The following is a 24208-nucleotide window of genomic DNA, read 5'->3' as shown; positions in this document are numbered from 1 at the left end:
GGAGGCAGACCGCTACTGGTGGACAGTAACGATCCGCTGCTCGATGAGGCGTTGGCCGGCTATATCCCGGTACTGACGGGCTACCGGGATCGCATCCTTTATCCGCTGGGCCACGGCGCCCATCCCTCCGCTTAGGTCGCCACCTGAGTCAGTTTCGGCTTGGTCACCGGGTGGCTGAGGCGGTATTTTTCCAGGAACCGCGCCAGGCGGTTGATGGCCTCCTCCAGATCGTCCTCGCGGGGCAGGAACACAATGCGGAAGTGATCGGGATTCGGCCAGTTGAAGGCCGTGCCCTGAACCAGCAGGATGCGCTCTTCCAGCAACAAATCCAGCACAAACTGTTCGTCGTCCTCGATGGGGTAGATCTCCGGGTCCAGGCGCGGGAACAGATACATCGCGGCCTTGGGTTTGACGCAGCTGACACCGGGTATGGCGTTCAGCATCGACCAGGCTTTCTCCCGTTGCTGGTAAAGCCTGCCGCCGGGAACGACCAGGTCGACAATGCTCTGGTAGCCGCCCAGTGCGGTCTGGATGGCATACATGGCCGGCACGTTGGCACAGAGGCGCATGGAGGCCAGCATCTCGATACCCTGGATATAACTGCGGGCGTGGTGCTTGGCGCCGCTGACAATCAGCCAGCCGGAGCGAAAGCCCGCCAGCCGGTAGGTTTTCGACAGGCCGTTGAAGGTAATGCAGAGTACATCCGTGGCCAGGCTGCCCAGCGGGATATGTACGGCCTCATCGTAGAGGATGCGGTCGTAGATTTCGTCGGCGTAAATAATCAGGTCGTGTTGGCGGGCCAGCTCGACAATCTCTTTGAGCACCGCTTCGCCGTACACCGCCCCGGTGGGGTTGTTGGGGTTGATCACCACAATGCCGCGGGTCTTGGGGGTGATTTTGCGGGCGATGTCTTCAATATCCGGTTGCCACTCGTTGGCCTCGTCACACAGGTAGTGCACGGCCTTGCCGCCGGCGAGGGTGACGGCGGCGGTCCACAGGGGGTAGTCGGGGGCCGGCACCAGAATTTCGTCGCCGTTATTCAGCAGCGCCTGCATGGCCATGACGATCAGTTCGCTGACGCCATTGCCGAGAAATACATCGTCAATTTCGACGTTGGGGATGCCGATGATCTGGCAGCGCTGCATCACCGCCTTGCGGGCGCTGTACAGGCCCTTGGCATGGCAGTAACCCTGGGCGTTGGCCAGGTTGTGAATCACGTCGTGAATGATTTCGTCGGGGGCTTCCAGGCCAAAGGGCGCCGGGTTGCCGATATTCAGCTTGAGGATGCGCAGACCTTCCTCTTCCAGCCGGTTGGCGTGGTCGAGCACCGGTCCGCGAATGTCGTAGCAGACGTTATCCAGTTTGTTGGATTTCTTGATCGGTTGCATAAATTGCCGTTGTCGGTTGTCAAACCCTGAGAAAAAACTCATTGTATATCAAAACCCTGTCATGACTAAGTAATCTGTGAGGTGGCGCCATGGCGAATAGCGAAAAGTTTGACGACGAGCAGTGGCGGGCCCGGCTCAGCCCGGAGGAATACCGCATCTGCCGCCAGAAAGGGACGGAGCGGCCCTTCAGCGGCGAGTATTGCCATGAAAAGGCGGCGGGGACGTACTGCTGCCGGTGTTGTGGCCAGCCGTTGTTTGATTCAGACAGCAAGTACGATTCCGGTTCCGGTTGGCCGAGTTTCTATCGCGGCATCGAGGACGCCGATATCGCCGAACACCGGGATATGAGTCACGGCATGGCGCGCACAGAAATCACCTGTTCTCACTGCGGCTGCCACCTCGGCCATGTGTTTGAAGATGGCCCCGCGCCGACCGGTTTGCGCTACTGTGTCAATTCCGCCTCCCTGGCCCTGAAAAAGAAAGTGTGACAGCTTGATCGGCGGACGGAAATTGTGTCTACTTTTCTCTCCGGGCCGAGCTGCGTTTGCGAGATGTTAGAAAAAACAAACGCAGGGTTGACAGGGCAGATCGCGCTTCATAGAATGCGCGCCTCTCTTGATGAGAAGCACTTGTCCCGTTCGTCTAGAGGCCTAGGACACCGCCCTTTCACGGCGGTAACAGGGGTTCGACTCCCCTACGGGACGCCAATTTTTTATCGCCCTTAGTGGCAAACAGTGCGGGAATAGCTCAGTTGGTAGAGCGCAACCTTGCCAAGGTTGAGGTCGCCGGTTCGAACCCGGTTTCCCGCTCCAAATTCAAGCGCAGTGTCCTTCGTGGCCTGCGCTTTTTTGTTTTTCTCCCCCCAAACTCTTGCAAAGTCATTTAGACTAGCGGCCTCCTTGTTACCCAGAACTAAAGCATACCGGCCATCGCCCGTGCCCGGCATCCGGGGACAAGCACCCGAACAGGATAAGTTGAGATGTTATGACTGCCGCACTCTCCATACGCAATCTGCACAAGCAATACGACAACGGTTTTGAAGCGCTGAAAGGCATCAACCTGGAGGTCCAGCCCGGCGACTTTTTTGCCGTGCTCGGCCCCAACGGGGCGGGCAAGTCCACCACCATCGGGGTGATCTGCTCGCTGGTGCGGAAGAGCGGCGGCCAGGTGTCGGTGTTCGGCACCGATATCGATGAAAATTTCTCCCTGGCGAAACAGAACATCGGTGTGGTGCCACAGGAGTTCAATTTCAACCAGTTTGAAAAGGTGTTCGACATCGTCAAAACCCAGGCCGGCTACTTTGGCCTGCCGCCCAGGCTGGCGGAGCAGCGCACTGAAAAATACCTGCGGCAACTGGGCTTGTGGGACAAGCGCGACCAGCGTTCACGGTTGCTGTCCGGTGGCATGAAGCGCCGCCTGATGATTGCCCGCGCACTGGTCCACGAGCCGCGCCTGCTGATTCTCGACGAGCCCACCGCCGGGGTGGATATCGAACTGCGCCGCTCCATGTGGCAGTTCCTGAAGGAGATCAATGCGAAAGGCACCACCATTATCCTCACCACCCATTACCTGGAGGAGGCGGAGAGCCTGTGTCGCAACGTGGCGATCATCGACCGCGGCCAGATTATCCAGAACACCTCGGTGAAAGAGTTGTTGCGGCAACTGAACAAGGAGGTGTTCATCATGGATACCCGGGAGGTGCTGCAAGCGTTCCCCGACATCGAGGGTTATCCCGGTCAGCTCATCGACGATCACTGCTTTGAGGTGGAGGTGGAAAAACACCAGTCCCTGAATGAGCTGTTTGCCAGCCTCAGTGAGCGCGACATTCATGTGGTCAGTATGCGCAACAAGGCCAACCGGCTGGAGGAGCTGTTTGTGTCCCTGGTGGAGTCCCACAAGGTCGGTAGCGAGGAGGTGCCAGCATGAATCCCCGGCAGCAATGGGTGGCGTTTTGTACCATCGTCGAAAAGGAAATCCGTCGCTTCATGCGCATCTGGCAGCAAACCCTGCTGCCGCCGGCGATTACCATCGCCCTGTATTTCGTGATTTTCGGCCGGCTGATCGGTCCGCGCATCGGCGAGATGTCCGGCTTCAGTTACATCCAGTTTGTGGTGCCCGGCCTGATCATGATGTCGGTGATCACCAATTCCTACGCCAACGTGGTGTCGTCATTCTTTGGCACCAAGTTCCAGCGCAGTATTGAGGAGTTGCTGGTGTCGCCGGTGCCCAATTACATCATCCTGGTGGGCTATGTGATCGGCGGCGTCGCCCGCGGTCTGGCGGTGGGGGCGATCGTGACCCTGTTGTCGCTGTTCTTTACCCACCTGCAGGTGAGTCATATGGGTGTCACGGTGGCGATCGTGTTCCTGACGGCGGTGCTGTTCTCGCTGGCGGGGTTTATCAACGCGGTTTACGCCAGCAGTTTCGACGATATCTCCATTATCCCGACCTTCGTGCTGACACCGCTCACCTACCTGGGCGGGGTGTTCTACTCTATCAGTATGCTACCGGCCTTCTGGCAGGGGGTGTCCCAGGCCAATCCCGTGCTGTATATGGTCAATGCGTTCCGCTATGGTCTGCTGGGGGTGTCCGATATCAATGTGGTGTGGGCCTTTGTGATGGTGACGGCCTTTTGCGTGATCTTGTTTGTCTATTCCCTGTATCTGTTGGAGCGCGGCAAGAAGCTGCGCAGCTGAGGTGAGCCGTGACGGATAAATCCCTGTTGCTGGGCGCTGTTACCGAGTACCCGTGCCAATACTGCCCGGATGTGCTGCACGCCATTCCCCGCAGTGAGGGACGGCGGGCGTTGGGCATTTCCGACAAGCCAGCGTTCTTCGGTTATGACCTGTGGACCGGCTATGAACTGTCCTGGCTGGATTTGAGGGGCAAGCCGGTGGTGGCGGTGGCGGAAATCTCCATGCCCTGCGATACCGTCAATCTGGTGGAATCCAAATCCCTCAAACTGTATCTGAACTCCCTCAACCAGGAGCGCTACCGCTCGGTGCAGGACGTCTCGGCGTTGCTGGAACAGGACATTTCCCGCTGTGTGGAGGGTCCCGTACAGGTGGGTATCCATATGGCCGACAGTTTTCGCCACCGGGGTATCGGCACTTTTCACGGTACCTGCCTGGACGACCTGCCCATCGAAGTGGAGGCCTACCTGCCGGATGCCGGTCTGCTGGGGCTTGTCGGCAGGGATGAGGTGGTGGCGGAATCCCTCTACAGCCACCTGTTGAAAACCAACTGCCCGGTGACCGGACAGCCGGACTGGGCCAGCATCCTGATCCGCTACCGCGGTTGGCCCATGGATCGGGAGGGCTTGCTGCGCTACCTGATTTCCTTCCGCAATCACCAGGATTTCCACGAGCAGTGCGTGGAGCGCATCTTTATCGAAATCACTGAACTCTGCGCGCCGGAAAGCCTGGAAGTGTACGCCCGCTATACCCGCCGCGGCGGCCTGGACATCAATCCCTATCGCAGTTCCAGCAACACCGAGCCGCCCCGGCTGAGGTTGTCCCGACAGTAAAGGCTGTCGGTGGCGGGGCTGCTCGGCGGCTGTTATTTCTTCTTCCGGCTCTGTAGGTGGCTGTTATTTCTTCTTCCGGCTCTGTAGGTGATTGGCGGCATCGATCAGCGACTGGAGAATCTTGTCCTGATCGTAATTGCGGATGCGGTCGGTATCCATGTAGAAGGAAAAACCGTCGGTAATGTGCTCGAAGTAGCGGTGTGCGCCGCCGAGATTTTTGCGCAGATCGATGGCGGCGTAGGCCTTCACGGGATGCTGGAAGCCTTTTACCTGAATTTCCCCCCGCTCTTCACAGAGAATCTGTTCTTTGACCAGTGAATAGGTCTCGTGGGAGATCAGTATCTCTCCGGGCTGGGCGGCGGATTCCAGGCGGCTGGCGAGGTTCACTTCGGTGCCGAGCAAGGTGTAGTCGAGGCGGTCCTCGGTGCCAAAATTGCCCACCGCGCAATAGCCAGTATTGATACCCATGCGGATTTCCAGCGGTTCCTGGATGCCCTGATTGACCCAGCGCTGCTGCAATTCTTTCATGTGTTTTTTCATGGCGATGGCCATCGACACCGCCGCCACACAGTCATCTTTCACGCCCTTGGTGGTCGGGTCGCCGAAAAACACCATCACCGCGTCGCCGATAAACTTGTCGATGGTGCCGCCGTGGCGAATGGCAATCTGGGACATCTCCGTCAGGTAATTATTCAGCAGATTGGTCAGGGGTTCGCCTTCCATTTGCTCCGCCAGTTCGCTGAACCCCTTGATATCGGAAAAGAAAATGGTCAGCTTGCGGCGGTGGGTTTCCAGCTTCACATCCTTGCCCGACTGGATGGCTTTCAGGAGGGTGGGGGAGACATATTTGGACAGCCGGTAATTGCGCAGTTTGAGTTGAATCTGCTGCTTTTCCAGCTCCCTGATCCGCTCTCCGTGGCGATGCCATTCTAGCGCGGTGTGATAGCCGTAGATGCAGCTGTAAAGCCCCAGGGAGAACAGCGGGGGCAGGCTGGCAAAAAGCGCCGCCTCCACCGCCCAGGTAAAATGATAGGCCAATGTGGTACTCAGGACGCCGATCAGCAGGGCGACGTTATCCGCAGCCAGCTTGCGCCAGCCACCGATGGCCAGGGCATTAAATTGCAGCGCCAGAACAAACAGTAAAGACGGCAGCGGACTGAGGTGCAGCAATGCGATCAGGCACCCCAGCAACAGCGCATCGAACAGGGAGAACAGTTGGCAGGCGCGAACTCTGGCGGAAGGGCTGATGCGTTGCAGCATGAATGGGGCGAAGGCGATGTACAGCACGGCCAGCAGCAGCGGCACCGCCTTGGTCAGGTCATGACTCAGGCCCTGATAACTGAGCGCCAGGGTTGCAATACCAGCGAAACCGGTGAGAAAGCGAAACAGGCCCTGATAATGTAAAAACCTTGCGGTCTCTTTCGAACTCTCTGCATTCATCCTGTAAGATGTTGCCCCCGGCACGTCAATCAGTGCCGCTAATTACACGATGTCTGGCGCTAAATGTCCATGCTCCCCGGCGTGGCGGACGATATTCAAGCCAGCCCCAGCAAAGGGTTCACAGATGGATGCACTCAAGGCCTTGCACGAGCGGGTGTCAGCTCCGAGATTGTCTGCGCCGCCACCTTCCGGTGAGGTGCTGGCCAATATCCAGAAGGCAGCCTTTCGCGCCGCCGACCACGGGCGCATGCGCCCCTGGCGCTTTCTGGTGCTTGAAGGCGATGGCCTGCATGCGCTCGGTGAACTGTTCGTCCGCGCGGAACAAGCCAACAATGCTGACCTGAGTGACAAAGAGCGGCAACGGGCCCAGGCCAAACCCTTGCGCGCGCCGATGGTGATTGTGGCGATTGCCAGTCCCCAGGTGAGCCCCAAGGTGCCCGAGATCGAACAGCTGATCTCCACTGGTGCCGCGGTGCAGAACATGATCACCGCCGCCTATGCCCAGCATGTCGGCGCCATCTGGCGCACCGGTGATTACGCCTATGACCGGACGGTGATGGCGGGTCTCGGTTTGAGTGAAGAGGAAAAAATCGTCGGCTTTCTCTATCTGGGTACCATGGATTTCACCCCGCCTCCGGCACCGGAAGCGCTGATTTCAGAGTACTTCCAAAGCTGGCCCTGACAATTGCTTTTTTGGGGGTGCTTGTGTACAGTTGCGCCCCTCAAAATAGCTGCTGAGGTGTCCGGGGTGGTCGACTCGGAGGCTTGGCCGCAGAGAGCGCCGGAACTTGTGACGGCGACCCGCAGGGCGAGGGGTTCACCCCGAGTAACGAGCACGCAGGCGTGCTGCCCCGAAGGTGAAATACAAGTGACAGTTTATACATGGTGAGGTGTCCGAGTGGCCGAAGGAGCACGCCTGGAAAGTGTGTATACGGAAACGTATCGAGGGTTCGAATCCCTCCCTCACCGCCATCTATAAAAAACCCGGCTCGAAGCCGGGTTTTTTATGGACAACCTATTGCGAGCCTACCACGCACGCCATTCTTCGGTAATGTCCTGCTGTTCCGTTTCGAGTCCGGCATAGGCTGCAGACGCAACAATCAGTTCGCGAAGTTGATCGCGCTGTTCAGTGTCGATAAGGTTCTGATTGCAGTCATCATTCAGTTCATTGAGTTCGTTTACCGTGAACTTGACGGCAGCCATAATCTTTTTGGATTGGCCATAGAGTGATGGTGAAAATACATCTTCGAGATAATCCCCAAGAATGGTTGCGCAGGTATCGATTGCTTCAACAGTGTAATCCGCATCCTCTCCAGCAGTCTCAATGGCATCCACCATTCCGTCCAGTATCTCTCCTTTTAACATGACAAACTCTTCAGGAATGTTACCTGACATCGACTCAGCCTCTGTGTGATAAATTTGGGTTTAACTCAACATAATATTTTAAACAGCCGTACTTTTTAAGTGTTGTCTGCCTTGGTGTGATAGGGGTAATGGGGGTGCCCTGAGTATAAAGTAGCTTCACCCGGCCGCCGGACAGCTCAAAATACGCAACACAGCTACGGCCAAGCCCATGGCGCTCAAAAAACAGCAATCCGATTGCCACCGGCTTTTTTTGCCCGGTACATGGCTTGATCAGCGCACTGTATTAATTGCTGGTAATCCTCGCCACTATCGGGGTTGTGCGCGATACCTATGCTCGGGGCGATGTGCAACTGGCGACCACCGAGGGCAAACGGTTGTTCAAGCTCGGCGCGGATTTTTTCAGCGATCACCACCGCGTCATCGAGTGTGCTGGTTCTGTTTAACAGGATCAGGAATTCGTCTCCACCCAGACGACCCACCGTGTCGGATTCCCGGACACAATTCTTGAGACGCCGCGCGATGTGCTCTAGCAGTGCGTCGCCAACAAAGTGGCCATAACTGTCGTTGATATGTTTGAAATTATCGATATCAATGAACAATAAAGAAAGATGGGTCTGGTCGCGGCGCGCTTGGGTTAGCGCTGTTTGTATGCGATCCAGCAGCAGCGCGCGATTGGGTAAGCCCGTTAGTGGGTCATGGCCCGCCATATGCTGCAGCCGCTCTTCCATTCGCTTGCGTTCGGTAATGTCGTGGGCCACGGCAATTCTGACCTGGTGCTCCTCCGACCAGCGCGCTGACCAGAGTACATGAACCACCTGGCCATCCCTGCGAATCCAGCGGTTCTCGAAACAGGGTTGCGGTTCGCCAGCCAGCAGTGTTGCGACAGCTTGCAGCGTATTTTCCCGGTCGTCATGGAACACCAGATCAAGCATGGGGTGGCCGATCACCTCATCGGCTTGGTAGCCAAAGATTCGTTCGAAGGCCCCATTGACGAACACGAAGTGTCCCCGCCGGTCGACCACGCAGACTGCGTCGAGCATCAGTTCAATCACATCGGCCAGACAGACGGGCTCAGTGGCTTTCATACTGCGGTATGCCTCTACAACGTCAGAATCTGTGGTGAAGGTTGGCTATTATTACGTCCTGTGTCTACAGCGAAATCGAGTCTAACTATACAGGGTGTGAACAAGTCGTGGGTACCCGCACACCTCATCGAAGCACGGGCCTTGAACCTGACTCAGGCAAATAGCCATTCCAGAATCCGGTGTGTGGGCCAATAAACCAGCACAGGAAAGGCGATCATCACCAGCCCCAGGTACAGGAGCCGAGGCAGGCGTCCCTGGGGCTTGCCGCTCGGACCATAGACCCAGTTCACGTCCTTCTCCGGATCGGTAAGCACATAGGTCAGCGGCAAGACCACCCATGCGAGTGCGGTCTGTGCAATCCATGCCGTCGGCAGGTAGCCGAGTCGGGCGACGAGCCAGAGCAACAGCACGGGCAGGAAGACGTGAAACAGCGACAGGGCCCGGAGATAGCGCGGCTTGTTCGAATCAAACATGTAGTCTGTCAGGCCCGTAAGGCGTCTTCCAGTCAGCAGCCTTGCCAGGAAACAGACATTCCACACGAGTTCGGGAAGGAGGATGCCGACAGCCATCATGCTGGCTAACAGTTGGCTCTCAAGCCAGAGTGCCGGCACGGTAGCTATTAAGGCAATGTCTGAGAACCAGAGGAAGTTGCCGGGACCATACTTCGTCGCGTAAACCGCCACGGTGATCGCCACATAGGCTGTATAGATAAGCTTCATCCAGAGGGGGATCATGTGGTGACCATGTATGCTGGAATACATGGGCAGTATAACGCCTGTGCCAGGGGTGGCCAGCGAAGCCGGGCGTCCCGTGGAGCGCAGGGTTTTAGCCAATGAAAAAAATAGTGGAATCAACCCCGCCAGGACAACGTTTAATGCCGGTGTCTTCCTGTACAGCTCGACGCTCCCTTGCTTGCGCGCCGGCTTGAATATGAGTGCTAACGCCCACGGCCTTAGCCATCCTTGCCGAGCCGCCATAACGCAAACAAGCGCTCTGAGTCCATCCGGCAGGTTTCAACGCGCATCTCAGGAGGCTGTTCGTGGGTGCTGTACCGGCTAATGGCAATTTGATAGCCGGGCGGTGCGCTGAGCAACCGGTGCTGCCACTGCCCCGGGGTATCCGGTGGCGCGGATAGGTGGTATTTGTCGTGGTTGTCCCGCTGGAAGCAGTAACGGTCCAGGCCGTTGGCCAATCCCAGCCCCCTGGCCTTGAGGTGGGATTCTTTCAGGGTCCAGAGCTGGTAAAAGTGGTTGGCCTGCGCAGCGGCGGGTAGGCTGGCTAATTCGGTGTACTCCTGCGGGGTAAAAAAGCGCCTGGCAAGAGCGAGGAAGTTGCGTTCCACGCGGCTATCTTCGATATCCACCCCGATTCCCTGTTGCCCGGCTATGGCACAGGCCACCAGGTTGCCGGAGTGGGAGAGGTTGAAAGCCAGGGGTTGTGGCGCACCGGACAGATAGGGTTTGCCGGTTGGCGAAAGATCGAAGCGCCAGTCGCCGGGGTTGCCGCCCAGATATGCAGAGATGACTGCGCGAATGAGCACCCGGGTAGCCAGGGCCAGCTGTTTATCCTCCGGCGCCAGTTTGCGCAAAACCCGCTCGCGCTCGCCAGCGGGTAGGAGGCTGACCCAGTTGGGCTGTGTCGCGCCGCAGTGGATTTCGGTGCTTGCCATCAACCACAGGTGCACGGTCCCGCTTTGCGGCAGCGGGAGACGGTCACTGCTGTGATGGGTTGCGGATTGCTCGGGATTCATTTTTCTCGGGATTATTGTGTTGCCACACAAAGCCTGGATGCAGAGCATACTATGTCATGGTCTTGGGGTAACGGTGTCGGGCTGCTTCCGGGTTAACCGGGTGATCCCGGGGCCGCTGGCGTTTTCAAACTGAAATCGTCAGGATATCGGCATCCGTGTGCCGAGAGGGTGGGAAGTTCTCCATGTTGAGAAGCTTGTTACAGGTTGGATTGTTATCGCTGGCACTGACCCAGGGCACGGTTGGCTCGTCGCCGGTTCTCGCCGGCCAGCAGCCCGCAACCCCGCCGTGGACGGAATTGGCCTACGCAAAGAATTACTTGTGGCTAAAGGCCTCGACATCGCTCTCCCTCAGTCCGGTGACCGCTGAGAGTGTCGCCGATAAATGGTTATCTCCAGAGGGTGTAAAACCGGTCTTCCCCGAGGGCGATACCCTCTGGCAGTTGGTGGTGCAGAGTCAGCTCGGCAACGGCGGTGAGCAGGTATCGATCTGGATGGACCCGGATACCTTGCAGGTCTACCAGCGCTCGCGCCTCAGCGAGGGCAAACAGCGGCGGATGAAACAGTACCGCCTGTTGGAGCAGGGCATTTACCGGGTGCGCCGGGAACCGCTGGACGCCGAACGGGGCTTGTCGCCGGATCTCTGGTCCAAATCCTCCGCGATGCAGCGGCCATTTCCGCCAGCATTGACCGCTGTGCAACCCCTGTTGTCCCCCTACGCCCTGCTGGTGGCGGTCAGTACTGGCCCCCTCCGCAAACCGGGCGACAGCTGGACTCAATACCTCTATACCGATGTGGATTACCTGCGGGTGGAGATGGTGGTGACTGGCGTGGCAGAGGTGGCAGTGGATTACCGTCTGCTGAGCGGCAATACTACCCGCGAGGTGAAAGGGCCTGTGGCGGCGCTGGTGGTGTCATTGCAGGTACGGCCCGTCGGCGCCGCGCCCGAGGATGCGTTTGAACTGATGGGACTGACGGGCCCTGTCAGCATCCTGCTGGACCCCGTCACGGGCTTGCCGCTGCAGATAAGGGGTTCAGCGCCCAGGATGGGGGAAACCGCCATCGACCTGGTTCGGGCCGCCATCCCTGACAGGCGGGCGACGTTGCCGTAGTGGCTACGGTATGATGCGCGCTGCAACCAGGCCGGATCGGTGGCCAGCAAGGAAAAATCGGCCCTGAGACCTGGGTGGTAAATAGCGTGGCATGTCCCTTTTCTTTCTTTTAATAGTATGACCAGCATGATGACACCCCAGGCGGTTTGCCGCACCACCCCCATTGCCGTGATCAGCAATTGCAACAGTGGCCACAACCGCGATCAGCGGCGTCGCGTCGATGAGCTGCTTTCGCGTCATCCCGGCCTGCTGCACTACCGGACTTCTTCCGCTGCGGAAATTCCCGCCGTGCTCGAGAGCATCGCCCGTCAGTCGGTTGACGTGCTGGCAATCAACGGGGGCGACGGCACCGCCGCGCATATCTTTGCCCACCTGCTGCAGGACAGCCCCTTCAGGACGCCGCCGCTGATAGCCCTGCTGCCCGGCGGCACCGCCAATATGACGGCCGGGGATGTGGGGGTCAAAGGCTCTCTGCTGCGGGCGCTGGAACGGCTTTGCCGCTGGAGCCAAGGCGAGCGGCTTATCGCGGGCCGGGTGGTGCAGCGGCATGTACTGCGGGTGGAGACGGGTGCCGGCGGGGCGCCGCATTTCGGTATGTTCTTTGGCGGCGGGGCGATTATTCAGGCCAGCGAATACGCTCACCGGGAAATCCACTCCCGTGGCCTGCGGGATGATTTCAGCCTGGGGCTGGGACTGGTGCGCACCCTGTGGGGCATTGTCCGCGGCCACCCGGAATTCAATCAGCCGCTGCCCGTGGCGGTCGGCCTGGACGGCGAGATGTACGGCGAGTTTCGTGCCCGCATTCTCGCCATCAGCAGTCTTGAGCGGCTGTTTCTGGGCATTCACCCCTTCTGGGGGAGCGGGGAGGCGCCCCTGAAAATGAGCCTTATTACCTCCGATGCCAAGCGCTTCCTGCGCACATTCCTGTCCATCCTGCGGCGCAATCGCAAATCGCAGCCCGCCGCCGCGGACGGCTACCACAGCCACCGCGCCGGGCAAATTACCCTGCTGATGGATGGCAGTTTCAACCTGGATGGGGAAATCGTGCCGGTGCGCCGGGAAGGCGGACCGGTGGTGATTACCGCCGCCGGGCCACTGTCATTCCTGGCCCTGTAGCGACGGCGCTTATGACGGAGTCTTCGACTATTACAACCAGCCGTTTTGAGGCACTGGAACCACTGCTGGTACAGCTGCGACAAAAGTATGGTGCCGCCATGAGCGGTGCCATGGTCTACGGCTCCTGTCTGCGCAGCGGCGATTTTTATGCAGGGCTGGTGGACCTGTATGTCATCGTCGACAGCTACTGGGCCTGTTATGGCCGCGGGGGCCTGGCATTGGGCAACTGGTTGTTGCCGCCCAATGTGTTTTACACCCAGGCGGGGAGCGGGGAGCGCACGGTGCGCAGCAAGTATGCCGTGGTGTCGGCCCGCGACTTTGCCCGCTATAACTCCGCGCGCCGTTTCGAATCCTATTTCTGGGGCCGCTTCGCCCAGCCCACCGACATTGTCTACAGTCGCAGTGAGCCGGATCGCGAGCGTCTGCAACAGTGCCTGGCGGCTGCCCGCGCCACCTTCCTGGCCCAGGTGCTGCCGACACTGCCCTCCAGTGGTCCGGTCGAGCAGTTGTGGCAGCAGGGGCTGTCGCTGAGCTATGGCACCGAGTTGCGCACCGAGCGGGCGGGCAGGGCGCGGGAGCTGGTGCAGTTTGCCAGGGACTTCTACGCACAGCAGGCCGTGCAACTGGCCGGCGGCGTTCTGCCGCAACTGCGGGTTGAAGAGCGGGACGGTGAACTGCACTACCAAGCGGACATCGGCAAGTTGTCGCGCAAGCTGGCCCCCCTGCGCTGGAAACTCCGCAGGTTGTGGGGAAAGTTGTTTTCGGTGCTGAGGCTGCTCAAGGCCTTGTTCACCTTCGATGGCGGCCTCGACTACCTTGCCTGGAAATTGGAGCGGCATTCGGGACAGCGGGTGGAGATCCCCGACAAGGTGCGCCGCCATCCCCTGATCTATTCCTGGGGGCTGTTCTGGCGCCTCTATCGCCAGGGTGTATTTAAGTAAGCGGTATTCACATAAAGCGGGCGCAGGGGATCAAGGGTCAAACCGCCGTTTGTCTCGGGAGCTGACACTGCGACATTTATTATTCTGGCCCAATGGTCCGATCAGTATCACCTTGGGGATATCTCCCCCGCAGCAGGAGAGTGACTGCCCGCAGCGGTTTTCACTGTGGCGGCAACCCGATCCGGATCAAGTGAAACGCAATGATCCGGTGGGCCGGATGGATTCCATCGGCGGTGTTGACTTATCATGGGGCGGGCTCATCAGTCGGGTTGTTTTGCCATGAAGTACGGTGTATTTATCCAGACCAATCATAAGCAGATAACGGGTGCCATTGTGGCGGAGTACGCGCTGCGCCGCTATTCCCGGCACAATGAGCTGTTTGACGTCACCATCATGGATACCCGTGACTACCCGTATTTTGCCGCCCGCGAGGGGCAGTCCTATCTGCGCGATGGCGTCAAGCGGGTGTGGCTGAACGAGGACCTCCAGTCCTTCACCCCGACCCGCTTTATGCCGCCGGAACTGATGGGCTACGAAGGTCGCGCGGTGGTGATCGATCCGGATGTTTTTGCCGCGGTGGACATCTGGGAACTGCTGTCCCGGGATATGCAGGGCAAGGCTGTTATGGCGCGGATGCGCTCGGGCCCGAAAGGTTATGTCGACAAGATGGTCGCCAGCAGTGTGATGCTGCTCGATTGCAGCCAGCTCACCCACTGGAAGGTGGAGCAGCAGTTCAATGCCATGTTTGATGCGGGTTGGGACTATCAGCCGTGGATCGGCCTCAAAACCGAGAGTCCGGAGACCATTGGTTTCCTGGAAAATGAGTGGAATGACTTCGACAAGCTCAGCCTCGCGACCAAAATGCTCCACACCACCCGACGCAAAACCCAGCCCTGGAAAACCGGCTTGCCGACGGACTGGCGTCCGGCGGAAAAATTCCGGGCGTTCCCGCCCATCGGCTGGCTGATGCGCGCCCGTCGCCATGTGTTTGGCGAGTATGGCCTGCTGGGCAACTACAAGGTCCACCCGGACAAGAACCAGGAGCTGTTCTTCTTTGGGCTGCTCAAGGAGTGTGTGGAGCAGGGCAAAATCAGCGAGGAGTTCCTGCGCGAGGAAATGCGCCAGAACCATGTGCGCCACGACGCTTTCGAAGTGCTGGCCCGCACCCCGGATCTGCCGCCGCCGGACCGGCACCCGCTGTCGGGCCTGCAGGCCAAGGCCGCTTGAGTCCGCCCCTCGCCGTAACCCGCAGCGTGCTGGTTACGGCTTTATAACCAAACGCTTTACCCAAACATATCTCTGATGCGCTGTGCCGCGTCCCGGCACTCCGTCCCGCCCGGCGCCACATCGTTCCCGGAAGACAATTCGCCTCGAGTGATGTGCTCGCTGTCGAGCCAGACGGCTCGACCATCCGCTACCAATGCTTCCTGTATCCTGGCGATATCCCTGCGCATGCGTCGCGGCCCCAGCCGCATGGCGAGCCGATGGCTGAGGGGTTTGTGGCGGTAATTGTGGCACTGGCGCCACCAGCGGCTGTCCCGGTCAGACATGTCAAAGATAAACAGCGGTTTGCCGGTGGCGGAGGCTTCGGCGAGCATGGACATACTCTCCCCGGTGACCACCAGCTGGTCTGCCTGGGCGAGAAGGGCCATATAGGGATTGCTGTCCTGGCCATCGTGCCAGTTATGGCGCCAGGCGGGCACGGACAGTTGGCGCCAGAAGGCTTCGCTGGCGGCGGCCGGGGTGCGCCGGCTGTCGGAGACAAGTGCGACCCCCCCCAGGGTTTTGACCAGGCGGTTGACCAGCTGGCCCAGCCGTTGTCCTTTCTCGGCCGTGAAGACAAACTGACCGCTGTCACCGCCCAGCAGCACTACCGTATAGGGCCGAGGCAGGTTGTGCCAGGGTGCTTCAGTAGAGGCCTCATATGCCAGGCGCTCGGGCGTGATCCGATGCAGGGGCAGGCGGTTGAGCAGCACGTTGTCGGCGGCGGGCAGGAAATATTGCGGCGTGGTAACAATCAGGTCCCAACTGGCCAGTGGTGCCCAGGGGCGACCGATATGGACGAGCCGCGCACGATTGCCAGATCGCTGTTGAATCCAGCGTGCCACAGGTTCATTGCCGCGTCCGGCCGTGATGACCAGGTCCGGCCAGGGGGCAACCAGCGGACTTGAGTGGCGAATGTCGACCCCATTCAGGGTGGCGCCCAGCGCCAGGCTGGTCAGCAATTCCCAGGGTTGATTGTGGATCTGCTTGATGGTGTACGGCCAGCCCAGTTGTTCCGCCAGGGCCAGCACCTGGTTATTGTCGCCGGCTTTCTGGCCGAATAAGAGCCAGACTCGTGGAGTTGCTGTTTGCTCTGATTGCGTCATGGTGAGACCGATACTGATCGAGGCAGGCAGTTTACCCAATTCAGGGTATTCCACCAATGCTGCTTGAATGGCGATTTATGTGGGCTGGGGAAAGTGCCGTTTATTTGATCTGGGTGAGTGATCTGGCCGTTTCAAGCTGCTAGGATTCGACCACTCAGGCGATAGAGTTTGTTTCACTTCTACACGATTGTGAGGTCATCCTTGGACTACTGCGTTTTTATTCAGGCCAATCACAAGCAATGGCTCGGCGCACTGATCAGCGAATACGCGTTGCGCCGCAACTCCAGCCATAACGACAAGTTTGAAGTGCGCTTCATGCACAACCGGGACTTCCCCTGTTTGCAGGAACGTGAAGGACAGCGCTACCTGCGCGATGGCGAAATGCGCGCCTGGTTGAATGATGACCTGCAGTCGTTCACCCCGCTGCGTTTTGCCCCCCCCCAACTGATGCATTACACGGGCCGGGCGTTGGTGGTCGATCCCGATGTGTTCGCCGTCGGCGATGTCTGGGATTTGTTGTCCCGGGATATGGAGGGTGCGGCGCTGATGTGTCGGCCCAAATCCGGCAACAAGGGCCGCCGGGGCGCCATGGCCTCCAGTGTGATGTTGCTGGACTGCGCCAAACTGACCCACTGGCGCCTGGAGGAGAATGTCAACGAGATGTTCACCGGTCAGCGCGACTACATGGACTGGGTATCCCTCAAGCTGGAGGACCCGGATACCATCGGCCTGTTTGAAAACGAGTGGAATGATTTTGACCGCCTGACCCCGGCGACCCACATGCTGCACAACACCAAACGCAAAACCCAGCCCTGGAAGACGGGCCTCAAGGTGGATTTCCGCGCGGCGGATACGTTTCAGCTGTTCCCGCCAAAGCACTGGTTGCGCCGTGCCCGCCGGGCGCTGTTTGGCGATTACGGCTTGGCCGGTCGCTACAAGGAGCATCCCGATCTCAACCAGGAGCGGTTCTTTTTCACGCTGCTGGGAGAATGCCTGGAGAAAGGGGTGATCACCGAAGAACTGGTACGCGATGAAATACGTCAGGGGCATGTGCGTCCCGACGCTTTCGAGGTGTTGGAGCGCTGGCGTATCGGCAGTGATGCGCCCAAGATAGCGGCTGTATCCTGACGGGCGCAGCAACCCTTAGTGCTTTAATCCTGTTTTGACGTGGGCCCGGTGTACTGGTACATCGGGTCCAGTGTCGACGCCACCAGCTCGTCCACCTGCTCTACCTGATCGTCCTCCAGGTAATCCCGATATCCACCTACCTTGGCGCGGCGCACCTTGTAGCTGTTCGGATTGTCCTTGTCCTTCGGCGCCAGCCGGCCGCTGGGCGAAGAGGCGTTGCGCTCTTCCATTTTCTTCATGTTTTCGTAGGAGCTGAACTCCACGGCTGCGGCGAGATGTTTGTCGCTCACCGGGATCGCCATGAAGTCGAGTAGTTCGCGCAGCGCGGTTGCGGTGTCGCGGCGCAGGTCTTCGTAGCGCACCAGGTGGAAATCGGCGATTTTGCCGGCCTCCCTGGCCCAGATGTTCAGAAAACCGATCACATCCGCGAGGCTGCCACCGTGCTGGCTGGTCATGTAGTCGAACACGCCGATATCCGAATTTTCAGCGGGATAGTTGTTGATCTTTTTCTTGTTTGGTTTCATCCGGAACTTCCACTGGAAGTAATTGGAAACCGAGGTGTCGCGCGGGTCGCGTGCCAGCAGGATCACCTTCTTGCCGTAGAACGGCGACTTGGAATCCGGCTGGCCGGCGTAGTCCTTGATGTAGTTGTCGTGGGTAAAGAAGATCTTCGGTGCTTGCCGGTTCATGTTGTGGAAGTTGTCGAAACCCAGCATGGCACGGCCGGGGATATTCCAGTGCAGCCGCAGTGCCTGGGACATCATCACCCGCAGCCAGGTGCGGCCGCTTTTACCGAAGGAGACCACCACAAAATCCGCTTTCTGCAGGGTGTTGTTCTGCTCCTTGCCGCGCAGCACCCGCTCGGCGCGCAGTCGCTCGGCTTCGTTGCTCCGTATCATCCGCAGGTGCAGAAGGCGGCGCGACAGTTTTTTCCAGAAAATCCGCCGGGCCTGAAGCAAATCGTTGATGATGACTTTGGTGTTCATGCTGTGGGGGTGCCTGTGTTTTGTGCGGCGAGATCATTGCCATTGCCGGTTTTGGAGGTATCGGCGCACTCGTTTTCTGCAGAGCTGCCGCCGGGTGCAGCGCCGTAACCGAATACCGGATGCAGGGTTTCCATCAGGGCGTCGAGCCGTGCGCATTCCTCGTCGCTGAAGTAATCCCGGTAGCCGCCCACCTTGGCGCGCCGCACCTTGAAGGACTGGGGGTTGGCGCTGTCGCCGGGCTTGACCCGGGTGCCGCTGCCCTTGAAGAAGCGGCTTTCCTCGAGTTTTTTCATGTTGTCGTAGGCGGCAAAGTCCACCGCGTCGCGCACTTCATCTTCTGTGCCCGGTGTGCCGGTGAAGGCCAGAATGCGGGCCAGTTCGCGTTCCGGCTCGGTCCGCATGTCCTCGTAGCGAACCATCATGACGTCGTCCCGTGCGCTAACAGTTTCGACCCAGCCGTTGAAGTAGTCGATGACACGGGGCAGCCCGGCCTGAACATCCATCACGAACTGGAAGGGGCTTATCTCGGCACCGTGGGGCGGGTAGTCGTTGATGAATTTCTTGTTGGGGCGCATGCGGTACTGCCACTGGAAGAACTGCGATACCGCCACGTCCCGAGGGTCGCGCACCAGCAGCACGATGGGCTTGCCGTCAAAGTGGGCTTTGGAGTGCCAGTTGCCGGTGTAGTTGCGCAGGTAATTGTTGTGGGTGAAAAATACGCTGGGGGCCGCGGGGTTCGCTTTCTTCAGGTTGTCGAAATCCAGCAGTTCGTCACCCGGAATGGCAAATTTGTTGTGGTAGAAGCGGCTCAGCATGACCCGCAACCAAGTGCGACCGCTCTTGCCCCAGGACATCAGCACCCAGTCGGCCCGCTGCAGGCGGCTGTATTCTTCGCGCCCCCGCAACCAGCGCTCGAGGCGTTTTTTGCGCTCCCGTGGCAGGAAGCCGAGCACGGCCAAAAGGATGTGGCGAGACACCACTTGCATCATATCTTTCATGCTGTTGACGATGTCCGTAGAACGCCGAGATCAATTAAAACATAACCTGCGGGGCCATATCCTGTCGTTTCGCGCCGCGCATGACGCACTTCCCGGCATTGGCGCAGAACGGCGCTTATCATAGCGGATTCGTGCGCCGCTGTGCACGCCCGGAATGCTTGGGTGGCAATCCGGGCGGAGCGGGTATTGGTCGTGGCGCAGTGGTAGCAGTAAGGCGCTCTCAGTCTAAAGCAAGAATGTGCCGGGGTAAGTGGAGTGATCCGCAACATCGCGGAAGTGCGACCCGATTTCAGGAGGATTTCCCCGGCCCCAGGGCCGGTCGATGACATGCTGACAAAGCTTTATCAACTGGGGCTTCATAGCAATTAACGTCTGTTCTGATATGATTCCTTGGCAAAATTACCGCAAATGCGTTTCCCATTGCCCCACCCGCGGAGCCTGGATGGTACGGCACCCCATGACATCTTACGCCTGGCTCCCTAAAAATGCCGAAGCCAGGGTGGCCAGTACCCGCATCCGCTGCCTCAATAACCTGAGCCAGTTGCGCGCCGACGGTTTTCCGATTGAATTGTACAAGTCGCGCCATGCTGCCAATTACCGTGCAGTAATTTTCTCCAAGGCATACAAGCCGAAGCATGTGAATCTCGCCGAACAACTGAAACGTCAGGGCAGTAAGATCGTGTTCGATCTCTGCGACAACCATTTCCTGTTGGAGGAAGGGCGGGGGGAATTGCGACAGCTGTTCGAACTCGCCGATCACTGGGTGGTGTCAAGTGATAACCTGGCAACTGTGGTGAAAACGGAGATGGGCACGGGCAAACCACTGACGGTGATCGAAGATGCCGTGGAGGAAACTTTGCACGGCCCGTTAATGGATATTCCCGGACGCCTTTCCGCGCAACGTGCATTGCTGAGGCTGCGTGGGCAGTTGGAGGAAGCGGCGCAACGGTGGGGATCGACCCCGCTGGTGTGGTTTGGCAATCACAAAGCCAGCTATGGTGACGCGGGCATGCAACATCTCCATGCCGTGAAGGCATTGTTGGCCGATATCCACCGTGAAAAACCGATCACACTGACGGTGATCAGCAACTCGAGGGAGAGTTTTGACAGCTTGATCGGCGACTGGCCGCTGCCGACTTTCTACCTGGAATGGAGCGCCCACAACTTCATGCGCGCACTGCAATTGCACCGCATTGCCATCATCCCCATCGATGTCAACGCCTTTACTGCGGCCAAGACCAACAACCGCATCGCCCTGTCATTGGCACAAGGTCTCGGTGTGGTCGCCGACAGCATCGACAGTTACCGGGTGTTCAGCGAATGTGCCTGCCTGGACAACTGGCGGGAGGGGCTGCGCACCTACCTGCGCGAACCGGAAGTATTGGATAGCCACATTGCCATGGGCCAGGCTCTCATTCGCCGCGATTTCAGTCTTCCTGTGATTGCGGCGCGCTGGCGAGCTGTGCTGGAAGGCTTGTAGCACCCAGGCATTTTCCCTGGGTTCAAAAACAACTTTCCTCGGAATCCTGTACTCTCAACTCCCACATAAGCACTGCGCGGAAATACTTGTCCCAAGGATAGAGGGCCGCTCACACTAAAGGTGAGCAAACAAACACTGGCATTGTTCTATTTTGCTTTCGAGAGTCCAGGTAACGGTCGGCCACGGTTAATGCCTCCTCGATCGTTTTATCCATATCCAGGTACCGATACGTTCCTAAGCGACCCAAAAAAGTTACACGGTCAAGCGACTCCGCCAGTTTCACATATTCAGCCAGCATCTTCTTTTCGCTCGCCAATCTGATGGGGTAAAACGGTATATCCTCACGGGAAGCTGGAAAACTGTACTCCTTAAAGATTATCGTTTTGTCATGCTGCTCCCATGGCGAAAAATATTTATGCTCAGTAATTCGGGTGTACGGTATGTCGTAGTCACAGTAGTTCATAACAGCACAACCTTGATAATCACCATCAAGGCACTGTTCATCAAATTGCAGAGATCGATAGGCAAGATCACCGAATTTATATGAAAAATATGCGTCTAACCCCCCACTATAAAACGTGTGATCGTATTCCGACGAGTGTTCTTTGGGTAAAGGAGTTTCCAAGTGCACGTCGATACGTGGATCATCGAGGAGTGCCTCAAAGATTGGCGTATAACCTTCGGCGGGTATGCCCTGGAAGTGGTGCGAAAAATAGTTGTCGTCGTAGTTAAATCTAACTGGTAGTCGCTTTAAAATGCTCGCAGGCAGTTCAGCCGGCTCGCATCCCCACTGCTTTTTGGTATATCCATAAAAGAAAGCTTTGTACAGTTTTTCCCCAATAAAACGTTTGGCTTGTTGCTCAAATGTCACTGGACTTTCAATGGTCAGATCTGCTTCTGTCTCGATCAGTTGCCTTGCCTCTTCAGGAGAGAGCGATGTTCCATACAGCTGGTTTATTGTGTGCAAATTAACAGGCAACGAATAGATTTTGCCATCGAAACAGGCCTTAACGCGATTAACGAATGGCATAAAACGTGAAAATTGGTTGACGTACTCCCATACCATTTCATTGTCAGTGTGAAAAATATGGGGTCCATACTTGTGAATCAAAATCCCGGTTTCCTCGTCACGGTAGGTGTAACAGTTGCCGCCTATATGATCTCGTGATTCAAATACGTCAACCGATATTCCGTGCTTGGCAAACTCGTGTGCTAAAACAGCGCCAGAAAAGCCAGCCCCTGCAATTGCCACTTTGTTCATAGCCTGGCCTCACGACGTTGCAAATAGCCAAGAAGTTCTCCGACCTCAGTTTCAAAGATATCCTCTTGTGCTATAACCGACTCCCGATACGGCCGAAATAAAGTGGAATACTCTTCAAAGTTGGCCACAATATTCGAAATCTTCGCTTCTATTTTGTTAAACACATCTTCGTCGGATTCATTGAACTTACACCCATGGGGTGCGGGAACATCTACAGGGTTCCCCGCACTTCCATTATTTCCGGTCAATACACAACAGCCACAGGCCACTGCCTCTCTGGGGATTCGGTCCCGACCAGGGTGATGGCCAAAATCAATATAAATTTTTGCCTCTGATAGCAGGTCTCTCACTTCCCGTGGTGTCATATTCTTGATTGGAACCCATTCTGCCGCTATTGCAGATTGGCCTATTAAGTTTTTTGTAAAATCAGCGCCTTTTAACGGGTTGTATGTGATGATATCCCTGCGTAAACGATTTTGGTTGCCAAGCGCATATTGCACAAATTCTGTTCGCAAATGGTCAGTCAACATAAACACATCTTTCACGCCCTCCTGCTCCAAATACAATTTGGCGTATTCGGACTGTGCTGCGTGATGCAACCTGGTCTCATCCGAAAATATTCGACGGTCTCTTCGTAACACGCGATCCAATGCCTTGCGGTACCACTTTCTATTGCGTTGCTTCTTTATGTAATTGTCGACACTTAGCCACCAGATAACACGGGTCGCCTTCTTAAATCGCCATAATAACCGCACGGCCTTCTCGGGAAGAATGATTACGCTGTTTGCATTGTCTTCGGCCATTTCTGCAACATCGACGTCATAACATTTATATGCATCAGGCACTACCGTCTCACCGCCAGGGTAATAAACCATGGCCGCTTGGAAGCCACTTTTTTTGGCCTTGGCGGCCAATTGATGCAAGGCTTCCGGCCCACCGGAAACAATTTTCGAAGGACAATAGATATAAAACTTCATAATCTCCCCACATGCAGGTTAGCGCTATATGTGAATGCAACTTGGGCTTGCTCTATATGTGGGCACGCCGACACCTCAACATGAGGCCTGTTCAAAAACTCCTGGAATGATGCCGCCGAGGTGGCTGTGGCGTCGCGCACGATTGTAAAATATTTCCAGATAGTCAGCGCGTGCCATGGCAAGAGTTTTATAGATGCGTTGCCCCCTCATTTTTTTCAGGGGAGTGTGTCCAGCTTGACCACATTTTCCCACATGTACAGACTGTGGGCCGAAACTCCAACCTCTACACCGTGGGAAGTCCACTTGCATGAAGGGCTTGCCCTTTCATAGTGGTGTTAAACGGGGCTGACTGGTGCGTAACCTGTGCGAGAGACCCGCCTTAGGGCCGCAGGTGCAAAATGCCTCTCTATGATCTGTATCAAGTTGCACTGAGACAAGGTCAGTGCTCGCCTTGCGGCCCTTGAGGTCGGGCATTTAGAATGCCAGCCAGTGTTGTCATGTCCGAGAGAACAAACTGTGCCCCTGCTCAATATTGAATCAGTGCAACAGAGCCAATTGCAACGGGATCCGTTTGATTTTCTCGTCGCCCCCAATTTTATTGACAGCGATGGCCTGGCACAGATCAATGCCGATTACCCCGCCATTGACACCGCGGCCAACCACGACCTGGACTCCCTCAGTTACGGCCCCGCTTTTGGCCGCTTTGTGGCGGAGATGAGAAGTCGCGAGCTGGCCGAAGTGTTGGCGGCCAAGTTCGACATGGACCTGGTCAATCTGCCGACGACCCTGACGGTCCGCAAGTTCTGCGAGCGCACGGACGGCAATATCCACACCGACCACAAGAGCAAGGTGCTGACCGTGCTGGTGTATTTCAATGCCGACTGGACCGCCACAGAGGGTCGTCTGCGAATGCTGCGCTCGGGTCATGATATCGAGGACTACGCCGCCGAGGTGGCGCCCATCGGAGGCACTTTGCTGGCGTTTCGCCGCACCGGCCACTCCTGGCACGGTCACACCCGCTTTGTGGGCGAGCGCCGCATGGTGCAGCTCAACTACCTCGACCAGAGCGCCTGGTCGGTGGCCAGCCAGCGGCTGAGTCGCTTTTCCACCCGCTTTGTCAAAAATGTCCTGGGGTTGCGCTGAGGTGGAGTGAGTCGGTCGGCCGGGGGTGACCCCGACAAATCTCAGTCGGCATTCGTCGGCTGTTCGAACAGGCCGTTGATTCGGGCCACTACTTTATCCAGGTCGCTTGCCTGAAGTTCTGCCGGGGGCTTAAGGGTTTCTCCGGC

General features: G+C 57.6%; 23 protein-coding genes, 3 tRNA genes and 2 pseudogenes. 16 read left to right on the top strand and 12 right to left on the bottom strand.

Annotated features, from left to right (window positions below):
* Positions 1-135, top strand: a pseudogene (locus tag ABY948_RS04130) (ATP-NAD kinase); the annotation flags it as partial.
* Here ABY948_RS04130 and ABY948_RS04125 read toward each other — a convergent pair.
* Positions 132-1388, bottom strand: a complete 1257-nt coding sequence (locus ABY948_RS04125) for a pyridoxal phosphate-dependent aminotransferase (protein ID WP_461481248.1) — start codon at positions 1386-1388, stop codon at positions 132-134. The pseudogene ABY948_RS04130 and the gene ABY948_RS04125 overlap by 4 nt on opposite strands.
* Positions 1389-1477: 89 nt before the next feature.
* On the opposite strand from ABY948_RS04125, the gene msrB reads away from it, so the two are divergent.
* From msrB to queF, 6 genes are all read left to right on the top strand, one after another.
* Positions 1478-1876, top strand: coding sequence for a peptide-methionine (R)-S-oxide reductase MsrB (gene msrB, locus ABY948_RS04120; protein ID WP_461481247.1), 399 nt, complete (start codon positions 1478-1480; stop codon positions 1874-1876).
* Between the two features lie 143 nt (positions 1877-2019).
* Positions 2020-2095, top strand: a tRNA-Glu gene (locus ABY948_RS04115).
* Between the two features lie 29 nt (positions 2096-2124).
* Positions 2125-2200: transfer RNA gene (locus ABY948_RS04110), tRNA-Gly, on the top strand.
* A 172-nt stretch (positions 2201-2372) separates the two neighbouring features.
* Positions 2373-3314 (top strand): ABC transporter ATP-binding protein, encoded by a 942-nt coding sequence (locus ABY948_RS04105; protein ID WP_461481246.1) that lies wholly within the window; start codon positions 2373-2375, stop codon positions 3312-3314.
* Positions 3311-4084, top strand: a complete 774-nt coding sequence (locus ABY948_RS04100; RefSeq protein WP_461481245.1) for an ABC transporter permease — start codon at positions 3311-3313, stop codon at positions 4082-4084. Before ABY948_RS04105 ends, ABY948_RS04100 begins: the two co-directional genes overlap by 4 nt.
* Positions 4085-4092: 8 nt before the next feature.
* Positions 4093-4914, top strand: coding sequence for an NADPH-dependent 7-cyano-7-deazaguanine reductase QueF (queF, locus tag ABY948_RS04095; RefSeq protein WP_461481244.1), 822 nt, complete (start codon positions 4093-4095; stop codon positions 4912-4914).
* A 63-nt stretch (positions 4915-4977) separates the two neighbouring features.
* Here queF and ABY948_RS04090 read toward each other — a convergent pair whose 3' ends face one another.
* The gene (locus ABY948_RS04090) at positions 4978-6354 is read right to left on the bottom strand and encodes an adenylate/guanylate cyclase domain-containing protein (protein WP_461481243.1); all 1377 of its coding nucleotides are present in this window, start codon (positions 6352-6354) and stop codon (positions 4978-4980) included.
* Positions 6355-6478: 124 nt separating this feature from the next.
* Between ABY948_RS04090 and ABY948_RS04085 the strand changes: the two genes are divergently transcribed.
* Both ABY948_RS04085 and ABY948_RS04080 read left to right on the top strand, forming a co-directional pair.
* A complete protein-coding gene (locus ABY948_RS04085; protein WP_461481242.1) occupies positions 6479-7036 on the top strand; it encodes a nitroreductase family protein in 558 nt (185 codons plus the stop codon).
* A gap of 202 nt (positions 7037-7238) precedes the next feature.
* Positions 7239-7326 (top strand) — tRNA-Ser (locus ABY948_RS04080).
* A 54-nt stretch (positions 7327-7380) separates the two neighbouring features.
* Here ABY948_RS04080 and ABY948_RS04075 read toward each other — a convergent pair.
* The 4 genes from ABY948_RS04075 to ABY948_RS04060 form a co-directional block, all read right to left on the bottom strand.
* Positions 7381-7749 (bottom strand): hypothetical protein, encoded by a 369-nt coding sequence (locus ABY948_RS04075; RefSeq protein ID WP_461481241.1) that lies wholly within the window; start codon positions 7747-7749, stop codon positions 7381-7383.
* A gap of 185 nt (positions 7750-7934) precedes the next feature.
* Positions 7935-8804 carry a diguanylate cyclase domain-containing protein gene (locus ABY948_RS04070; protein ID WP_461481240.1) on the bottom strand — a complete coding sequence of 290 codons (870 nt, stop codon included), beginning with the start codon at positions 8802-8804 and terminating at the stop codon, positions 7935-7937.
* A gap of 152 nt (positions 8805-8956) precedes the next feature.
* Complete coding sequence (locus tag ABY948_RS04065; RefSeq protein WP_461481239.1) at positions 8957-9523, bottom strand: hypothetical protein; 567 nt, start codon at positions 9521-9523, stop codon at positions 8957-8959.
* A 233-nt stretch (positions 9524-9756) separates the two neighbouring features.
* Complete coding sequence (locus ABY948_RS04060; RefSeq protein WP_461481238.1) at positions 9757-10473, bottom strand: 4'-phosphopantetheinyl transferase family protein; 717 nt, start codon at positions 10471-10473, stop codon at positions 9757-9759.
* A gap of 263 nt (positions 10474-10736) precedes the next feature.
* On the opposite strand from ABY948_RS04060, the gene ABY948_RS04055 reads away from it, so the two are divergent.
* The 4 genes from ABY948_RS04055 (at position 10737) to ABY948_RS04040 (ending at position 14947) form a co-directional block, all read left to right on the top strand.
* Positions 10737-11663, top strand: coding sequence for a hypothetical protein (locus ABY948_RS04055; RefSeq protein WP_461481237.1), 927 nt, complete (start codon positions 10737-10739; stop codon positions 11661-11663).
* A gap of 126 nt (positions 11664-11789) precedes the next feature.
* A complete protein-coding gene (locus ABY948_RS04050; protein ID WP_461481236.1) occupies positions 11790-12779 on the top strand; it encodes a diacylglycerol/lipid kinase family protein in 990 nt (329 codons plus the stop codon).
* Between the two features lie 11 nt (positions 12780-12790).
* Positions 12791-13720: a hypothetical protein gene (locus ABY948_RS04045; protein WP_461481235.1), complete on the top strand. Its 930-nt coding sequence runs from the start codon at positions 12791-12793 to the stop codon at positions 13718-13720.
* 279 nt (positions 13721-13999) lie between these two features.
* The gene (locus tag ABY948_RS04040; protein WP_461481234.1) at positions 14000-14947 is read left to right on the top strand and encodes a hypothetical protein; all 948 of its coding nucleotides are present in this window, start codon (positions 14000-14002) and stop codon (positions 14945-14947) included.
* A 56-nt stretch (positions 14948-15003) separates the two neighbouring features.
* Here ABY948_RS04040 and ABY948_RS04035 read toward each other — a convergent pair whose 3' ends face one another.
* The gene (locus ABY948_RS04035; RefSeq protein ID WP_461481233.1) at positions 15004-16143 is read right to left on the bottom strand and encodes a mitochondrial fission ELM1 family protein; all 1140 of its coding nucleotides are present in this window, start codon (positions 16141-16143) and stop codon (positions 15004-15006) included.
* A 147-nt stretch (positions 16144-16290) separates the two neighbouring features.
* Between ABY948_RS04035 and ABY948_RS04030 the strand changes: the two genes are divergently transcribed.
* Positions 16291-17217, top strand: coding sequence for a hypothetical protein (locus ABY948_RS04030; RefSeq protein WP_461481232.1), 927 nt, complete (start codon positions 16291-16293; stop codon positions 17215-17217).
* A gap of 23 nt (positions 17218-17240) precedes the next feature.
* Here ABY948_RS04030 and ABY948_RS04025 read toward each other — a convergent pair whose 3' ends face one another.
* Together ABY948_RS04025 and ABY948_RS04020 are read right to left on the bottom strand one after the other, a co-directional pair.
* Entirely contained in the window at positions 17241-18203 is a 963-nt protein-coding gene (locus tag ABY948_RS04025; RefSeq protein WP_461481231.1) for a sulfotransferase domain-containing protein, read from the bottom strand.
* Entirely contained in the window at positions 18200-19201 is a 1002-nt protein-coding gene (locus tag ABY948_RS04020; RefSeq protein ID WP_461481230.1) for a sulfotransferase domain-containing protein, read from the bottom strand. The genes ABY948_RS04025 and ABY948_RS04020 overlap by 4 nt, the downstream gene beginning before the upstream one ends.
* A gap of 457 nt (positions 19202-19658) precedes the next feature.
* On the opposite strand from ABY948_RS04020, the gene ABY948_RS04015 reads away from it, so the two are divergent.
* Positions 19659-20681, top strand: coding sequence for a hypothetical protein (locus ABY948_RS04015; protein WP_461481229.1), 1023 nt, complete (start codon positions 19659-19661; stop codon positions 20679-20681).
* 109 nt (positions 20682-20790) lie between these two features.
* Here ABY948_RS04015 and glf read toward each other — a convergent pair whose 3' ends face one another.
* The 3 genes and pseudogenes from glf to ABY948_RS04000 form a co-directional block, all read right to left on the bottom strand.
* Positions 20791-21942: a UDP-galactopyranose mutase gene (glf, locus tag ABY948_RS04010; RefSeq protein ID WP_461481228.1), complete on the bottom strand. Its 1152-nt coding sequence runs from the start codon at positions 21940-21942 to the stop codon at positions 20791-20793.
* Complete coding sequence (locus ABY948_RS04005) at positions 21939-22919, bottom strand: hypothetical protein (RefSeq protein ID WP_461481227.1); 981 nt, start codon at positions 22917-22919, stop codon at positions 21939-21941. The genes glf and ABY948_RS04005 overlap by 4 nt, the downstream gene beginning before the upstream one ends.
* Before the next feature lie 75 nt (positions 22920-22994).
* Positions 22995-23141, bottom strand: a pseudogene (locus ABY948_RS04000) (IS3 family transposase); the annotation flags it as partial.
* Positions 23142-23435: 294 nt separating this feature from the next.
* Between ABY948_RS04000 and ABY948_RS03995 the strand changes: the two are divergent.
* The gene (locus tag ABY948_RS03995) at positions 23436-24062 is read left to right on the top strand and encodes a 2OG-Fe(II) oxygenase (protein WP_461481226.1); all 627 of its coding nucleotides are present in this window, start codon (positions 23436-23438) and stop codon (positions 24060-24062) included.
* Positions 24063-24208 lie beyond the last annotated feature (146 nt).

Origin of the sequence: Porticoccus sp., assembly GCF_041592135.1 — a bacterium.
Lineage (GTDB): Bacteria > Pseudomonadota > Gammaproteobacteria > Pseudomonadales > Porticoccaceae > Porticoccus.
The sequence above is the reverse complement of the archived record's forward strand: the minus strand, read 5'-3'. Positions and strand labels throughout refer to the sequence as shown.

Coding starts and splice junctions, on each gene's coding strand:
- ABY948_RS04125 (WP_461481248.1), bottom strand. CDS start 1,388: ATGCAACCGATCAAGAAATCCAACAAACTGGATAACGTCTGCTACGAC.
- msrB (WP_461481247.1), top strand. CDS start 1,478: ATGGCGAATAGCGAAAAGTTTGACGACGAGCAGTGGCGGGCCCGGCTC.
- ABY948_RS04105 (WP_461481246.1), top strand. CDS start 2,373: ATGACTGCCGCACTCTCCATACGCAATCTGCACAAGCAATACGACAAC.
- ABY948_RS04100 (WP_461481245.1), top strand. CDS start 3,311: ATGAATCCCCGGCAGCAATGGGTGGCGTTTTGTACCATCGTCGAAAAG.
- ABY948_RS04090 (WP_461481243.1), bottom strand. CDS start 6,354: ATGAATGCAGAGAGTTCGAAAGAGACCGCAAGGTTTTTACATTATCAG.
- ABY948_RS04085 (WP_461481242.1), top strand. CDS start 6,479: ATGGATGCACTCAAGGCCTTGCACGAGCGGGTGTCAGCTCCGAGATTG.
- ABY948_RS04075 (WP_461481241.1), bottom strand. CDS start 7,749: ATGTCAGGTAACATTCCTGAAGAGTTTGTCATGTTAAAAGGAGAGATA.
- ABY948_RS04070 (WP_461481240.1), bottom strand. CDS start 8,804: ATGAAAGCCACTGAGCCCGTCTGTCTGGCCGATGTGATTGAACTGATG.
- ABY948_RS04065 (WP_461481239.1), bottom strand. CDS start 9,523: ATGAAGCTTATCTATACAGCCTATGTGGCGATCACCGTGGCGGTTTAC.
- ABY948_RS04060 (WP_461481238.1), bottom strand. CDS start 10,473: ATGGCAAGCACCGAAATCCACTGCGGCGCGACACAGCCCAACTGGGTC.
- ABY948_RS04055 (WP_461481237.1), top strand. CDS start 10,737: ATGTTGAGAAGCTTGTTACAGGTTGGATTGTTATCGCTGGCACTGACC.
- ABY948_RS04050 (WP_461481236.1), top strand. CDS start 11,790: ATGATGACACCCCAGGCGGTTTGCCGCACCACCCCCATTGCCGTGATC.
- ABY948_RS04045 (WP_461481235.1), top strand. CDS start 12,791: ATGACGGAGTCTTCGACTATTACAACCAGCCGTTTTGAGGCACTGGAA.
- ABY948_RS04040 (WP_461481234.1), top strand. CDS start 14,000: ATGAAGTACGGTGTATTTATCCAGACCAATCATAAGCAGATAACGGGT.
- ABY948_RS04025 (WP_461481231.1), bottom strand. CDS start 18,203: ATGAACACCAAAGTCATCATCAACGATTTGCTTCAGGCCCGGCGGATT.
- ABY948_RS04020 (WP_461481230.1), bottom strand. CDS start 19,201: ATGAAAGATATGATGCAAGTGGTGTCTCGCCACATCCTTTTGGCCGTG.
- ABY948_RS04015 (WP_461481229.1), top strand. CDS start 19,659: ATGACATCTTACGCCTGGCTCCCTAAAAATGCCGAAGCCAGGGTGGCC.
- glf (WP_461481228.1), bottom strand. CDS start 21,942: ATGAACAAAGTGGCAATTGCAGGGGCTGGCTTTTCTGGCGCTGTTTTA.
- ABY948_RS04005 (WP_461481227.1), bottom strand. CDS start 22,919: ATGAAGTTTTATATCTATTGTCCTTCGAAAATTGTTTCCGGTGGGCCG.